Source organism: Actinosynnema sp. NPDC059797, from assembly GCF_042732085.1.
Taxonomy (GTDB): domain Bacteria; phylum Actinomycetota; class Actinomycetes; order Mycobacteriales; family Pseudonocardiaceae; genus Actinosynnema.
Genome location: NZ_JBHWIE010000002.1, coordinates 67,647 through 82,711 on the forward strand (window position 1 = coordinate 67,647; position 15,065 = coordinate 82,711).

The 15,065-nt window shown below is 74.9% G+C and carries 11 protein-coding genes; 10 read left to right on the forward strand and 1 reads right to left on the reverse strand.

From position 1 onward, the window contains the following. Nucleotides 1-149: 149 nt before the first annotated feature. The 9 genes from ACFV4N_RS01265 (at nt 150) to ACFV4N_RS01305 (ending at nt 11,532) form a co-directional block, all read left to right on the forward strand. Nucleotides 150-2,123, forward strand: a complete 1,974-nt coding sequence (locus ACFV4N_RS01265; RefSeq protein WP_499670550.1) for a molybdopterin oxidoreductase family protein — start codon at nt 150-152, stop codon at nt 2,121-2,123. Then, the gene (locus ACFV4N_RS01270) at nt 2,120-3,568 is read left to right on the forward strand and encodes an FAD-dependent oxidoreductase (RefSeq protein WP_499670480.1); all 1,449 of its coding nucleotides are present in this window, start codon (nt 2,120-2,122) and stop codon (nt 3,566-3,568) included. The genes ACFV4N_RS01265 and ACFV4N_RS01270 overlap by 4 nt, the downstream gene beginning before the upstream one ends. Nucleotides 3,569-3,668: 100 nt before the next feature. Beyond that, nucleotides 3,669-5,021, forward strand: coding sequence for an MFS transporter (locus ACFV4N_RS01275; RefSeq protein ID WP_499670481.1), 1,353 nt, complete (start codon nt 3,669-3,671; stop codon nt 5,019-5,021). 115 nt (nt 5,022-5,136) lie between these two features. Further along, entirely contained in the window at nt 5,137-7,656 is a 2,520-nt protein-coding gene (nirB, locus tag ACFV4N_RS01280; protein ID WP_499670482.1) for a nitrite reductase large subunit NirB, read from the forward strand. Continuing rightward, nucleotides 7,653-8,015: a nitrite reductase small subunit NirD gene (gene nirD / locus ACFV4N_RS01285; protein WP_499670483.1), complete on the forward strand. Its 363-nt coding sequence runs from the start codon at nt 7,653-7,655 to the stop codon at nt 8,013-8,015. The genes nirB and nirD overlap by 4 nt, the downstream gene beginning before the upstream one ends. Beyond that, complete coding sequence (locus ACFV4N_RS01290) at nt 8,012-9,127, forward strand: uroporphyrinogen-III synthase (RefSeq protein ID WP_499670484.1); 1,116 nt, start codon at nt 8,012-8,014, stop codon at nt 9,125-9,127. The genes nirD and ACFV4N_RS01290 overlap by 4 nt, the downstream gene beginning before the upstream one ends. After that, nucleotides 9,124-9,792 carry a sirohydrochlorin chelatase gene (locus ACFV4N_RS01295; protein ID WP_499670485.1) on the forward strand — a complete coding sequence of 223 codons (669 nt, stop codon included), beginning with the start codon at nt 9,124-9,126 and terminating at the stop codon, nt 9,790-9,792. Before ACFV4N_RS01290 ends, ACFV4N_RS01295 begins: the two co-directional genes overlap by 4 nt. 370 nt (nt 9,793-10,162) lie before the next feature. Next, complete coding sequence (locus ACFV4N_RS01300) at nt 10,163-11,122, forward strand: pirin family protein (RefSeq protein WP_499670486.1); 960 nt, start codon at nt 10,163-10,165, stop codon at nt 11,120-11,122. After that, a complete protein-coding gene (locus ACFV4N_RS01305; protein WP_499670487.1) occupies nt 11,119-11,532 on the forward strand; it encodes a tetratricopeptide repeat protein in 414 nt (137 codons plus the stop codon). The genes ACFV4N_RS01300 and ACFV4N_RS01305 overlap by 4 nt, the downstream gene beginning before the upstream one ends. On the opposite strand, the gene ACFV4N_RS01310 is transcribed toward ACFV4N_RS01305, so the two are convergent. Continuing rightward, on the reverse strand, nt 11,495-11,821 hold the full coding sequence (locus tag ACFV4N_RS01310; RefSeq protein WP_499670488.1) for an MGMT family protein: 327 nt from the start codon (nt 11,819-11,821) through the stop codon (nt 11,495-11,497). The genes ACFV4N_RS01305 and ACFV4N_RS01310 overlap by 38 nt on opposite strands. 66 nt (nt 11,822-11,887) lie before the next feature. On the opposite strand from ACFV4N_RS01310, the gene ACFV4N_RS01315 reads away from it, so the two are divergent. After that, on the forward strand, nt 11,888-15,061 hold the full coding sequence (locus ACFV4N_RS01315) for an ATP-dependent helicase (protein ID WP_499670489.1): 3,174 nt from the start codon (nt 11,888-11,890) through the stop codon (nt 15,059-15,061). The last annotated feature ends 4 nt before the right edge of the window (nt 15,062-15,065 follow it).

The following is a 15,065-nucleotide window of genomic DNA, read 5'->3' on the forward strand; positions in this document are numbered from 1 at the left end:
AACATCGCGCGTTCTGGCGTTAACAGCCCCTTCTTACCGTCGGCCGGGTGACCGACTCCACCGCCGCCGGCCTGCCCGTGCTCGACGCACCCCGCGCGAAAGCGACCGGGGTCGACACGCACTGCCCGTACTGCGCCCTCCAGTGCGCGATGACCATCACCGACGGCGCCGTGTCGCCCCGGGAGTTCCCGACCAACCGCGGCGGCCTGTGCCAGAAGGGCTGGACCTCCGCCGAGCTGCTGACCTCGCCCGCCAGGCTCACCACGCCGCTGGTCCGCCGCGACGGCGAGCTGCGGCCCGCGACCTGGGACGAGGCCCTCGACCTCGTGGCGGACCGGCTGGCCGGGCTGCGCGCGGCGCACGGCCCCGACGCGGTCGGCGTGTTCGGCGGCGGCGGGCTGACCAACGAGAAGTCCTACCTGCTCGGCAAGTTCGCCCGGGTCGCCCTGGGCACCTCCCAGATCGACTACAACGGCCGGTTCTGCATGTCCAGCGCCGCCGCCGCGGGCCTGCGGGCGTTCGGCCTGGACCGCGGCATGCCGTTCCCGGTCACCGACCTCGACGGCGCGGACGCCGTGCTGCTGGTCGGCGGCAACCCGGCGGAGACCATGCCGCCGTTCGTGCAGCACCTCAAGGGCGCCGAGCTGATCGTGGTGGACCCGCGCCGCACCGCCACCGCCGAGCTGGCCACCCTGCACCTCCAGCCCGCGCCCGGCACCGACCTGGCGCTCGCGCTGGGCCTGCTGCACACCGCGGTCGCCGACGGCCACCTGGACCGGGACTACCTGGCCGAGCGGACCGGCGGCTTCGAGGACGCCTGGCGGATCGCCGCCACGTGGTGGCCCGAACGGGTGGAGCGGGTCACCGGCGTGCCGGTCGCCGACCAGCGGGCCGCCGTGCGGATGCTCGCCGAGGCGGGCAGCGCCTACGTGCTCACCGGCCGCGGCACCGAGCAGCACGCCAGCGGCGCGGACACCGTGTCGGCGTGGATCAACCTGTCCCTGGCGCTGGGCCTGCCCGGCCGGCGCGGCTCCGGCTACGGCTGCCTCACCGGCCAGGGCAACGGCCAGGGCGGCCGGGAGCACGGCCAGAAGGCCGACCAGCTCCCCGGCTACCGCAAGATCGACGACCCGGCGGCCCGCGAGCACGTCATGGGCGTGTGGGGCGTCGACGACCTGCCCGGACCCGGCCGGTCCGCCTACGAGCTGCTCGACGCGCTCGGCCAACCCGGCGGCCCCAGGGCGCTGCTGGTGTTCGGCAGCAACGTCGTGGTCTCCGCGCCCCGCGCCCAGCACGTCGCCGACCGGCTGGCCGCGCTGGACCTGCTGGTCGTGTGCGACCTGGTGCTGTCGGAGACGGCCGCGGTCGCCGACGTGGTGCTGCCGGTCACCCAGTGGGCCGAGGAGGGCGGCACCATGACCAACCTGGAGGGGCGGGTCCTGCTGCGGCAGCGGGCCGTGCCCGTGCCCGAGGGCGTGCGCAGCGACCTCGACGTGCTCCAGGGCCTGGCCACCCGGCTCGGGCAGCCCGCCGAGCGGTTCCCCACCGAGCCCGAGGTGGTGTTCGAGGAGCTGCGCCGGGCCTCCGCGGGCGGCGCGGCCGACTACTCCGGCGTCACCTACGAGCGGCTGCGCGCCGGCGAGGCGCTGCACTGGCCGGTGGTCGAGCGGAGCACCCCGCGGGTCTTCCTGGACCGCTTCGCCCACCCCGACGGCCGGGCCCGGTTCGTGCCGGTCGAGCACCGCGGCCCCGCCGAGCTGCCCGACGCCGACTACCCGCTCCAGGCCACCACGGGCCGGGTGCTCCAGCACTACCAGTCGGGCGCGCAGACCCGGCTGGTGGCCGAGCTGAACGCCGCCGAGCCCGAGGCCTACGTGGAGGTCCACCCGGACACCGCCGCCCGCGCGGGCCTGCGCGACGGCGACCGCGCGGCCGTGGTGTCGCGGCGCGGCCGGACCGCGGCGCGGGTGCGCTGCGTGCCGTCCATGCGGATCGACGTCGTGTTCCTGCCCTTCCACTACGCCGGCGACGGCCGGGCCAACCTGCTGACCAACCCGGTGCTGGACCCGACCAGCCGGATGCCCGAGTTCAAGGTGTGCGCGGTCCGATTGGAGACGGTATGAGGAACGTTGTCGTCGTGGGCTACGGCATGGCCGGCGCCCGACTGGCCGACGAGATCCGCCGTCGCGACCCCGCGGCCGAGCGGGTCGCGGTGACCGTGCTGGGCGACGAGCGGCACCCCGCCTACAACCGGGTGCTGCTGTCCAGCGTGGTGGCCGGGTCCCTGACGGCGGACGCGGTGCGGCTGCACGACACCGACTGGGCCGCCCGCCACGGCGTGGACCTGCGGCTCGGCGAGTCCGTCACCAAGATCGACCGCACCCGGCGCGTGGTGCACGTGGGCGACGGCGAGGTGCCCTACGACGCGCTGGTCCTGGCCACGGGCGCGCGCTCGTGGGTGCCGCCGACCGAGGGGCTGCTCGACGGCAACGGCGAACTGGCCCCCGGCGTGGTGGCGTTCCGGTCGCTGGACGACTGCGCCCTGATCGTGGAGAAGGCGTCGCCGGGCACGCCGGTCGCGGTCATCGGCGGCGGTCTGCTCGGCCTGGAGGCCGCCCGGGGCCTGGCCGGCCGGGGCTGCCTGGTCACCGTCGTGCACCCGGTCGGGCACCTCATGGAGCGCCAGCTCGACCCGGGCGCGGGCCGCGTGCTCGCCAAGACCCTCGAGGGGCTCGGCATCGAGTTCCGCCTCGGCGCGCTGGCCGGGCGGTACGTCCCGGGCGAGGGCCTGGAGCTGGACGACGGCACGCACGTGCCCGCCGACCTGGTCGTGGTGTCCGCGGGCGTGCGGGCCGAGACGGCGCTGGCCGAGCAGGCGGGACTGGCGGTCGACCGGGGCGTCCTGGTCGACGACGCGCTGCGCACCAGCGACCCGCGCGTGCACGCCATCGGCGACTGCGCGCAGCACGTCGGCACGGTGTCCGGCCTGGTCCAACCCGCGTGGGAGCAGGCCGCCGTGCTCGCCGACCGGCTCACCGGCGCCGCGCCCGCCGCCCGCTACGCGGGCACCACCGTGGTGACCAGGCTCAAGGCCCGCGACGTCGACCTGGCCGCGCTGGGCGACGTGCACGTGGAGGTCGACTGCCCGGACGCCGAGGTGCTGTGCTTCCAGGACCCGGCGCGCGGCCGCTACGCCAAGCTGGTGCTGCGCGACGACCGGGTGGCCGGCGCGATCGTGCTCGGCGCGCCGGACGCCGCGGCGGCCATCACCCAGCTCTACGACCGCGGCCTGCCCGCGCCCACCGACCGCCTGGCCCTGCTGCTGGGCCGCGCGCTGCCCACCGCGGGCGGCGTCGAGGCCAGCCCCGCCGACCTGCCCGCGTCCGCCGTGGTGTGCCGCTGCAACACGGTCAGCAAGGGGCAGCTGGTCAGCGCCTGGCGGGCGGGCGCCACCACGGTGTCCGCCATCGCCGACGCCACCAGGGCGAGCACCGGCTGCGGCGGCTGCAAGGACGCGGTGTGCGGCATCGTCGACTGGCTCGCGGCCTCACAGCCCCAGCCCGCGTGATGTGCGCGGGAGTTGTCGGCCGCGACACCTCTTCCAACGCGGGGGTAATAGGCCGTTCCTACCGTTCGCACCAGAGCGAATCGGTGTTCGGGAGGGTCCTATGAGCACGGTGGTGGAGACCGGGGCCGTTGCGCCGCAGAACAAGCGCGGCGGGCGGTGGATCGAGCACTGGGAGCCGGAGGACCCGGCTTTCTGGGAGCGCACGGGCAAGCGCGTGGCGCGCAAGAACCTGGTGTTCTCGATCCTGGCGGAGAACCTGGGCTTCACGGTGTGGAGCCTGATGAGCATCGTGGTGGTCAGCCTCGGCCCCGTCGGGTTCGACTTCTCCGTGGGGCAGCAGTTCTGGCTGCTGATCGTGCCCAACCTCGTCGGCGCGGTGCTGCGCATCCCCTACACGTTCGCGGTGCCGCGCTTCGGCGGCCGGGCGTGGACCACGATCAGCGCCAGCCTCCTGCTGATCCCGTGCGCCATGCTGATCGTCGCGGTGACGAACCCGGGCACGCCCTACTGGTTCTTCCTGCTCACCTCGGCCGCGATGGGCTTCGGCGGCGGCAACTTCTCGTCCTCCATGGCGAACATCTCCTTCTTCTACCCGGAGGGCAGGAAGGGCCTGGCGCTGGGCCTGAACGCGGCGGGCGGCAACCTCGGCGTGGCCATGGTGCAGCTGGTCGTGCCGATGGTCATCACCATCGGCACGGGCGTGAACCTCGCCTACGCGGCCGCGTTCTGGATGCCGTTCATCGTGGTCGCCGCCGCCTGCGCGTGGTTCCTGATGGACAGCCTGGTGCAGGCCAAGCCGGACGGCACCTCCTACAAGAAGGCGATGACCAACAAGCACACGTGGGTGATGTCGTTCCTCTACATCGGCACGTTCGGCTCGTTCATCGGCTTCTCGTTCGCGTTCCCGTCGCTGATCAAACTGAGCTTCGTCGACTACAGGGGCTTCGTCGCGCTGGCGTTCCTGGGCGCCCTCATCGGCTCGGTGAGCAGGCCGTTCGGCGGGTGGCTGTCCGACCGGTTCGGCGGCGCGCGGATCACCCTGCTGACCTTCCTCGGCCTCGCGGTCGGCACGGTCGGCGTGCTGGTCAGCACCGAGGTCGGCAGCTTCCCGCTGTTCTTCGGCTCGTTCATCTGGCTGTTCGTGCTGGCCGGCGTGGGCAACGGCTCCACCTACCGGATGATCCCGGCGATCTTCGCCACCCAGGTGGCGGACGTCGCCTCGGCCAAGCGGCAGGCCGCCGCGGTGGTCGGCATCGCGGGCGCGGTCGGCGCGTTCGGCGGCGTGCTGGTCAACCTGGTGTTCAAGTTCTCGCTGGAGGGGAGCAGGACGCTCGCGCCCGCCCTCACGGCGTTCCTGGTGTTCTACGCGCTGTGCGTGACCACGACGTGGTGGTTCTACCTGCGGCGGCGCGTCTTCGTCCGGGTGCCGAGCCTCGCGTACGCGGGCGTCTGACGCACACCGCGCTGACGTGCGGCGTGAACCTGCTTTAACGCCTGCGCAACATTCGCGACCTTGGCACGACACGGTGCCCGGTGAGCATAACCGGGCAGAAGGAGGGGATTGGTCCATGACTCGAACGCTCGTGGTGGTCGGTCACGGCATGGTCGGGCACCGTCTCGTCCAGGCGCTGCGGGAGAAGGACGCGACCGACCAGTGGCGGATCGTCGTCTTCGCCGAGGAGAACCGCCCCGCCTACGACCGCGTCGCCCTGTCCTCCTACGTCGACACCTGGGACGCCTCCTCGCTCGCGATGGAGCCGCACGACGACGACCTGGTCGAGCTGAACCTCGGCGACCCGGTCGTGAGCCTCGACACCGCCGCCCGGGAGGTCCGCACGGCCGCCGGCCGCACCCAGCGCTACGACGCGCTGGTGCTGGCCACCGGCTCGATCCCGTTCGTGCCGCCGGTGCCCGGCCGCGACCTGCCCGGCTGCCACGTCTACCGCACCATCGAGGACCTGGACGCCATCCGCGCCACCGTCGAGGCCTCCCGGTCCGCGGGCCGGCACGCGGGCATGGTGCTCGGCGGCGGCCTGCTCGGCCTGGAGGCGGCCAACGCGCTGCGCGGCATGGGCGTGTCGCCGCACGTGGTCGAGCTGGGTCCCCGCCTGATGCCGCTCCAGGTCGACGAGGGCGGCGCGGGCCTGCTCAAGCGGCTGGTGGAGAAGCTCGACCTGACCGTGCACACCGGCACCTCCGCCTCGTCCATCGAGCGCGACGGCGACCGGCTCATCGCCAAGCTGTCCAACGGCACCGAGCTGGACCTCGACGTCGTGGTGTTCTCCGCGGGCATCCGGCCCCGCGACGAGCTGGCCCGCGCGTCCGGCCTGGCCGTCGGCGAGCGCGGCGGCGTCCTCGTCGACGGGGGCTGCCGCACCTCCGCCGAGCACGTCTACGCCATCGGCGAGTGCGCCAACCTCGACGGCGTGGTGTACGGCCTGGTGGCGCCCGGGTACTCCATGGCGGAGGTCGTCGCGGACCGGCTGCTCGGCGGCGGCGCGGCGTTCCCCGGCGCGGACACGTCCACCAAGCTCAAGCTCCTCGGCGTGGACGTGGCCTCGTTCGGCGACGCGCACGCCAGGCAGGAGGGCGCGCTGGAGGTCGTGGTCAACGACGCGGTCGCGGGCACCTACGCCAAGGTCGTGGTGTCCGACGACGCGAAGACCCTCCTCGGCGGCGTCCTCGTCGGCGACGCCTCCAAGTACCCGCTGCTGCGGCCGCTGGTGGGCCGCCCGGTGCCCGGCGACCCGGTGTCGCTGATCGGGCCGGCGGGCGGCGGCGCCGAGCTGTCCCTGCCGAACGACGCGCAGGTCTGCTCGTGCCACGCGGTCACCAAGCAGCACATCGTGGACGCGGTGACCTCCGGCGACGCGGTGGACGTGCCCGGCATCAAGGCGTGCACCAAGGCGGGCACCGGCTGCGGCTCGTGCGTGCCGATGCTGAAGAAGCTGCTGGCCGAGTGCGGCGTCGAGCAGTCCAAGGCGCTGTGCGAGCACTTCGACCAGTCGCGCGCCGAGCTGTTCGAGGTCGTGCGGTCCACCGGCATCACCACGTTCTCCGAGCTGGTCGCCCGCTTCGGCCGCGGCCGGGGCTGCGACCTGTGCAAGCCCGCCGTCGCCTCGATCCTGGCGTCGCTGGACCACGGCCACGTGCTGGGCCGCGAGCAGGCCGCGCTCCAGGACACCAACGACCACTTCCTGGCCAACATCCAGCGCAACGGCACCTACTCGGTGGTGCCGCGCATCCCCGGCGGCGAGATCACCCCGGAGAAGCTGATCGTCATCGGCGAGGTGGCGCGCGACTTCGGCCTCTACACCAAGATCACCGGCGGGCAGCGCATCGACCTGTTCGGCGCGACCGTGGACCAGCTCCCGCGCATCTGGAAGCGCCTGGTGGACGCCGGGTTCGAGTCCGGCCACGCGTACGGCAAGGCGCTGCGCACGGTGAAGTCCTGCGTGGGCACCACGTGGTGCCGCTACGGCGTGCAGGACTCCGTGGGCCTGGCCATCGCGCTGGAGCTGCGCTACCGGGGCCTGCGGTCGCCGCACAAGCTCAAGTCCGCCGTGTCCGGCTGCGCGCGCGAGTGCGCCGAGGCGCGCGGCAAGGACTTCGGCGTCATCGCCACCGAGAACGGCTGGAACCTGTACGTGGGCGGCAACGGCGGCTTCACCCCGCGCCACGCCGACCTGATCGCCTCCGACGTGGACACCGAGACGCTGATCAGGCTGATCGACCGGTTCCTGATGTTCTACATCCGCACCGCCGACCGGCTCCAGCGCACCTCGACGTGGATCGAGGGCCTGGAGGGCGGCCTGGACCACCTGCGCGCGGTGATCGTGGACGACAGCCTCGGCATCTGCGCCGACCTGGAGGCCGCGATGGCCAAGCACGTGGACGGCTACGCCGACGAGTGGCGCGGCGTGCTGGAGGACCCGGAGAAGCTGGCCCGGTTCACCTCGTTCGTCAACGCGCCGGGCACGCCCGACCCCACCATCTCCTTCCGCGAGGAACGCGGTCAGAAGGTTCCGGTCCTGCTCGGGGTACCCACCCCGGGCGGAGCGAACGACCAGGCGGAGGTTTCCCCATGACACCCGTGTGCGAGTTGAGCGCCCTGCTGCCCGACCGGGGCGTCGCCGCCCTGCTCCCGGACGGGACGCAGGTGGCGGTGTTCCTGACCTCGGCGGGCACGGTGCACGCGCTGGGCAACATCGACCCGTTCAGCGGCGCGGCCGTGCTGTCGCGCGGCATCGTCGGCGACCGCGGCGGCGTGCCGGTGGTGGTGTCGCCGGTCTACAAGCAGGCGTTCGAGCTGGCCGGCGGCAAGTGCCTGGACGACCCGGCCACCGCGGTGCCCGTGCACCCGGTGGAGGTGGTCGACGGCGTGGTGCTGGTCGGTCCGGCCGACGGGGCCCCGGTGGGCGACGTCGTCCGGGTCGGTTCGGCGTGAACGCCGCTCCGCTGGCCGGGTACACGATCGGCGTGACCGCCGCCCGGCGGGCCGACGAGCTGGGCGCCCTGCTGGAGCGCAAGGGCGCCACCGTGCTGCACGGCCCCGCGATCCGCATCGTGCCGCTGCCCGACGACGCGGAGCTGCTGGCCGCGACCAGGACCGTGGTGGAGGAGCCGGTGGACGTCGTGGTGGCGACCACCGGCATCGGCTTCCGCGGCTGGTTCGAGGCCGCCGAGGGCTGGGGCCTGGCCGCGCGGCTGCTGGCGAAGCTGTCCGGCGCGGCGGTGCTGGCCCGCGGCCCGAAGGCCAGGGGCGCGGTGCGCGCGGCCGGGCTGGTGGAGGAGTGGTCCCCGGAGGGGGAGAGCAACGCCGAGCTGCTGGACCACCTGCTGCGGTCCGGGGTGGCGGGCAAGCGCATCGCGGTGCAGCTGCACGGCGAGCCGCTGCCGGAGTTCACCACGACCCTGCGGGACGCGGGCGCGCACGTGATCTCGGTGCCCGTCTACCGGTGGACCGGCCCGCAGGACCCGGCGCCGCTGGAGCGGCTGCTGGAGGCCGTGCTGGCGCGCCAGGTGGACGCCCTGACGTTCACCAGCGCGCCCGCCGCCGCGTCCGTGCTGAGCACCGCCGAGCAGCAGGGCAGGCTGCCCGACCTGGTGTCGGCGCTCAAGGGCGACGTGCTGGTGGTCGCGGTGGGCTCGATCACCGCGGCGCCCCTGGTGCGGGCCGGGGTGCCGGTGGTGCAGCCCGCCCGCGCCCGCATCGGCGCGCTGGCCCGCGAGCTGACCCTGGAACTGCCCGCGCGGGCCACCCGCCTGCGCATCGCCGGCCGCGAGGTCGAGCTGCGCGGCCAGGCCGTGGTGGTGGACGGCGAGCTGCGCCCCGTGCCGCCCGCGCCGATGGCCGTGCTGCGCGCGCTGGCGGCCGCCCGCGGCCGGGTGGTCTCGCGCCGCGACCTGCTGGCCGCCCTGCCCGGCGGCGGAGAGGAGCACGCCGTGGAGACCGCCATCGGCCGGCTGCGGACGGCCCTGGGCGAACCGCGCATGGTGACCACCGTGGTCAAGCGCGGCTACCGCCTGGCCATGGACCCCGCCGGGGTGGCCGTATGACCCTCGTCCTGGTCGCCCACGGCACCCGGGACCCCGCCGGCGCCGCCGTGGTGGAGGAGATCGCCGCGCTGGTCCGCGCCCGCCTGGGCGGCGTGCCGGTCCGCGTCGCCTACGCCGACGTGCGCCAACCCGACGTGACGTCGGTCCTGTCGTCGGTCGACGGCCCGGCCGTGGTCGTCCCGGCCTTCCTGGCCGCCGGCTACCACGTCCGCGTGGACATCCCGGCCCAGGTGGCGGCCTCCGGCCACCCGGACGCCGTGATCACCGCCCCCATCGGCCCCGCCCTGGTCCCGGCCCTGCTGTCCCGCCTGGCGGAGGCGGGCCGGCGCCCCGGCGACTCGGTGGTGCTGGCCGCCGCCGGCTCCTCGGACCCCCGCGCCCTGGCCGACGTGCGCGCCGTGGCGGACGCCCTGTCCCGCCGCGTCGGCCGCCCCGTCGCCATCGGCTACGCCGCCACCGCCACCCCCCGCATAGCCGACGTGGTGGCCCAGTCCCCGGGCCGCGTGGCCGTGGCCTCCTGGCTCCTGGCCCCGGGCCTGTTCCACCGCGCGGTGGCGGCCTCCGGCGCGGCCGTGGTGGCCGCCCCCATCGGCGCCCACCTGCGCGTGGTGGAGGCGGTCCTCCTGCGCTACTACGAGGCCCGCTGCTTCCAAGACGTGGCCTGACCCCACCCCACCCACCCACCCGGCCTCGACCGAACAACTCACCGGTCCCGAACGTACGACTCGCGACACCGGAACGTACGACTCGCGATGCCTGACCGGACGACACGCCGACAACAGCCCTCCCCGACCCGCGTGTCCTCCGGCCAGGCATCGCGTGTCCTCCACTCGGACACCGCGAGTCGTACGTTCGGGACGCGCGAGTCGTACGTTCGGGACGCGCGAGTCGTACGTTCAGGGCGCGCGAGTCGTACGTTCGGGGTGCCTGTGTTGTGCGTTCGGGGCGGTGGGCGCGCGTGGAATAGTTGAGGTTTCAACCAGGTTGACGCGGGTGAGTCGCCCGGTCCGGGCGGCCCAGCCGAAGGAGGCAGCCATGCCCGCCGTCACCGCCGACACGCTCACCCTGCCCCGCCTCCCCGCGCTGCCCGACACCGCCACCGCGTGGCGGCCGGTCCGCAAGGTCGTCCAGGCGCGGAAGTTCCTGGAGGGCGAGGGCTTCCAGGTCCGCCGCCCCTTCCCGGGCGTGGACCTCGCCGACGCCGACCCGTTCCTGCTCCTGGACCACATGGGCGCGGTCGAGTACGGCCCCGGCGAGGCCAAGGGCGCGCCCTGGCACCCGCACCGCGGCTTCGAGACCGTCACCTACATGATCGACGGCGCGCTGGAGCACCGGGACTCCGCGGGCGGCGGCGGCCTGATCACCGACGGCGGCACCCAGTGGATGACCGCGGGCAGCGGCGTCCTGCACTCGGAGCTGCCGCCGCAGGACGTCATCGCCAGGGGCGGCCTGTTCCACGGCGTCCAGCTGTGGGTCAACCTGCCCCGCGCGGAGAAGTGGACGCCGCCGCGCTACCAGGACATCGCCGCCCGCGACACCACCCTGCTGTCCAGCGGCGACGGCGGCGCGCTGGTCCGCGTGATCGCGGGCGACGTGGCCGGCTCCACCGGCCCCGGCCTGACCCGCACCCCGATCACCTACCTGCACGCCACGCTCGGCCCCGGCGCCCGCCTCGACCTGCCGTGGCCGGAGGACTTCACCGCCATGGTCTACGTCCTCGCCGGCCGCGGCACCGTCGGCCACGAGCGCCGCCCGCTGGACGAGGGCCACCTGGCCGTCTTCGGCCGGGGCGGAGCGCTGACGATGCACGCCGCCACGACGTGGGACGTGCTGGTGCTCGGCGGCCTGCCCCTGAACGAGCCCGTCGCGCGCTACGGCCCGTTCGTGATGAACACGCGCGCGGAGATCATCCAAGCCATCGAGGACTTCCAGGCCGGGCGGCTCGGGCGGACCCAGGTCCCCCACGTCACCGCGGCGGACGAGGAGCTGTCATGACCGACGTCGTCGAACTGCTGCGCCGTGGCCGCGGTTTCCTGGCGGCGGGCGACCCCAGTGGCGCCGCCCGCTACCTCGCCGAGGCCGCCGAGCAGGCGCCGCGCGACCGCACCGTGCTCACCGAGCTGGCGCTGGCGCACTTCCGGTCCGCCGCGCTGGGCAAGGCCGAGCGCGTGCTGACCGAGCTGGTCGAGCTGGACCCGGCCGACGGCTACGCCCGCCTGCTGCTCGGCCGCACGCTCAGCCGCCAGAGCCGGCACGCAGAGGCGCTGCCGCAGCTCAGGCTGGCGGCCGCGCTGACCCGCGACCCGGAGGTGGAGCAGGAGGTGGCGCGCGTCGAAGCGCGCGTCACCCCGAACGTCACCACGGGCGTCACCACAACCCCGGAGGCTCCTCCGCGGGCTCCTTGACGGCCTCCTCCCACCGGTACTTGCGCAGGTCGACCTTGCCCTCCTGGTCGATCACGCCCTCACCGCGCAGCCGCTGCAACTGCTCTTCGGCGATGTGGGGCGCGCAAGTGCCGTTGGCGCGCAGCACCCGGTGCCACGGCAGGTCGTGCCCGTCGCCGTTGAGGACCTGGCCCACCAGCCGCGGCGACGGGGCGCGCGCCAGGTCGGCCACGTCGCCGTAGGTGGCGACCCGCCCGGCCGGGATGGAGCGCACGACCTCCCGCACCGCCTCGTGCAACTGTTCGTCCACGGGAAACAGCATTCCACGGCCTGCCGGTGACGGGTCTGTCGGTGGGCCGTGGTTCCATCTCCTGCCGTGGTGGTCAACAGGGCGCCGTTGCTGGTGCGGCCGGAGCGGCGGGAGGAGCCCCGCCGCGACTGGGACGCGCCCGCGCGGGAGGTGTTCGCGCACGCCGGCGGCCCGCTGCGGGTCCTCGGCGGTCCGGGCACCGGCAAGACGACGCTGCTGGCCGAGGTGGTCGCGGACCGGGTGCTGCGCGGCGGCGCGAACCCCGAGCAGGTGCTCGTGCTGGTGGCCAACCGGCGCGCGGCCGAGGCGATGCGCGCCCACGTCACCCGCCTGCTGGCCGGGCCCGCGGCCGACGGCGTGCTGCCCACCACCCAGGAACCGCTGGTGCGGACCGTGCACTCGTACGCGTTCGCCGTGCTGCGGGCGCAGGCGGTGCTCAACGGCGAGCCCGCGCCCCGGCTGCTGTCGGCGCCCGAGCACGACGCGGTGCTGCGCGAGCTGCTGGCGGGCGACGTGAGCGTGGGCGCGCCGAAGTGGCCCGCCCGGCTGCGGCCCGCCCTGACCCTGCCCGGTTTCGCCCAGGAGCTGCGCGACCTGCTGCTGCGCGCCACCGAGCGCGGCCTCGCCCCCGAGGACCTGACCGAGCTGGGCCGCAAGCACGCCCGCGAGGAGTGGATCGCGGCCGGCCTGTTCGGCACCCAGTACGAACAGGTGAACCTGCTGGCCAGCAGCGGGCAGGGCCACGCGCCGTCGTACGACGCGGCCGAGCTGGTCGGCAGCGCGCTGCTGGCCTTCGAGACCGAATCCGGGATCCTGGAGGCCGAGCGGCGGCGCGTGCGGCACCTGCTGGTGGACGACGCGCAGCACCTCGACCCGCTCCAGCTCGAGTTCCTGCGCGTGCTGGGCGACACCGCGCACGAGTTCGTCCTGGCCGGCGACCCGGACCAGGCGGTGTTCTCCTTCCGCGGCGCGGACCCGACCCTGCTCGGCCGGGCGGACGGCCCGGTGGTGGTGCTGCGGCGGGGCCACCGGATGACCCCGGAGATCCGCGCCGCGGTGGGCAGGCTCGCGTCCCGGCTGCCGGGCGCCTCGCCCGCCCGCGAGGTCGACCCGGTGGACGGCGAGGGGCACGTGCAGGTGCGGCTGTTCGCCTCCGCCGCGCAGGAGGCGAGCTGGGTGGCCGACCAGCTGCGCCGCGCGCACCTGGTGGACGGCGTGCCGTGGTCGGAGATGGCGGTGGTGGCGCGGTCCGCGACGCGGGTGCTGCCGGTGCTGCAACGCGCCCTGCTCGCGGCGGGCGTGCCGGTGGCCGTGCCGCACGACGAGCTGCCCTTGGGGCAGCAGCCCGCGGTGCTGCCGTTCCTGGCGCTGCTGCGCTGCGCGGCCGTGCCCGGGTCGCTGGACGAGGACACCGCGGCGATGCTGCTGGCCTCGCCCCTGGGCGGCGCGGACCCGCTGGCGCTGCGCAGGCTGCGGCGCGGCCTGCGGCGGCTGGAGCTGGCCGCGGGCGGCGACCGGTCCAGCGGCGCGCTGCTGGTCGAGGTGGTCGAGGACGACGACCGGCTGGCCGCGCTGGAGGACGCCGAGGCGCAGCCCGCGCGGCGGATCGCGGGCCTGCTGCGCCGGGCGCGCGAGGGCATCGCCAACGGGCTGACCGTCGAGCAGGTGCTGTGGGAGCTGTGGCGGTCCACCGGGCTGGAGCAGCGGTGGGTGGCGCAGTCCGCGCGCGGCGGCGTCTCCGGCACGCAGGCCGACCGGGACCTGGACGCGGTCGTGGGCCTGTTCGAGGCCGCCGCCAAGTACGTGGACCGGCTGCCCGGCTCCAGCGCCGACGGGTTCGTCGACTACCTGGAGATGCAGCAGATCGTGGGCGACACCCTGGCCCCGTCCGCGCCGGTCGGCGAGGCGGTGTCGGTGCTCACCGCGCACGCCGCCACCGGTCGCGAGTGGACGGTCGTGGCGGTGCCGGGCGTGCAGGAGGGGAGCTGGCCCGACCTGCGGCTGCGCGGGTCGCTGCTGGGCGTGGAGCGGATGCTCGACGTGGTCGGGGGTGTCCGGGCGGACACGGCGGCGGTGCTGTCCTCGATCGCGCCGATCCTGGCCGAGGAGCGGCGGCTGCTGCTCGTCGCCGCGAGCCGCGCCCGGCGGGCGTTGCTGGTCAGCGCGGTGCGCGGGGAGGACCTCCAGCCGTCGCGGTTCCTCGACGAGATCGAGGAGCTGTCCACCGACGCGCCCGAGCGGGCGGTGTTCACCCCGCAGCGCGGCCTGGTGCTGGCCGAGCTGGTCGGCGAGCTGCGGCGCGTGGTGTGCGATGACGACGAGCCCGACGGGCGCAGGCGGCGCGCGGCGGCCCAGCTCGCGCGGCTGGCCGCGGCGGGCGTGCCGGGCGCGCACCCGGACTCCTGGTACGGCCTGGCGGACGTGACCACGAACGATCCACTGTGGACCGAGGAGCACACGGTCAGCGTGTCGCCGTCCACGGTGGAGGTGCTGACCAAGTGCCCCCTGCGGTGGGTGGTGGAGCGGCACGGCGGCCAGGACCCGGCCGAGCTGGCGTCCGTCACCGGCACCCTCGTGCACGCCCTGGCGCAGGCCGCCGCGACCGGCGCGGACGAGAAGGAGCTGCGCGCCAGGCTGGACGAGGCGTGGGCGGCGGTGGACGCGGGCGCGCCCTGGTTCTCCCGGCGCGAGCGGATGCGCGTGGAGCGGATGCTCGACACGTTCCTCGACTGGCTCGCGTCCAGCCGCTCCCAGCTCACGCAGGTCTCGGTGGAGGAGGAGATCTCCGTCGAGGTGCCGCGCAAGGAGGGCGGGCCGTGGCTGCGGGTGCGCGGCCGCGTCGACCGGCTGGAGACCGACCGCGAGGGTCGGCCGGTCGTGATCGACGTGAAGACCGGCCGGAACCCGGTGACGAAGAAGGAGGCCCAGGAGCACCCGCAGCTCGCGGTGTACCAGCTCGCCACCGCGCTCGGCGGGTTCACCCACCTCGGCCTGGGCACCGACCCGGGCGGCGCGCGGCTGCTCTACGTGGCCAAGGAGAACAAGAAGACCGGCGCGGCCGAGCTGGAGCAGACGCCGCTCGACGAGCAGGGCGTGCGGGTGTGGCTGGAGGCCGTGCAGGTGGCGGCCGGGTCGAGCGTCGGCCCCGCGTACCGGGCGGAGGAGAACGGCGACTGCGACCGCTGCCCGGCCCGCACCTCGTGCCCGATCCACTCCTCCGGGCGGCAGGTTAGCCAGTGAGGGC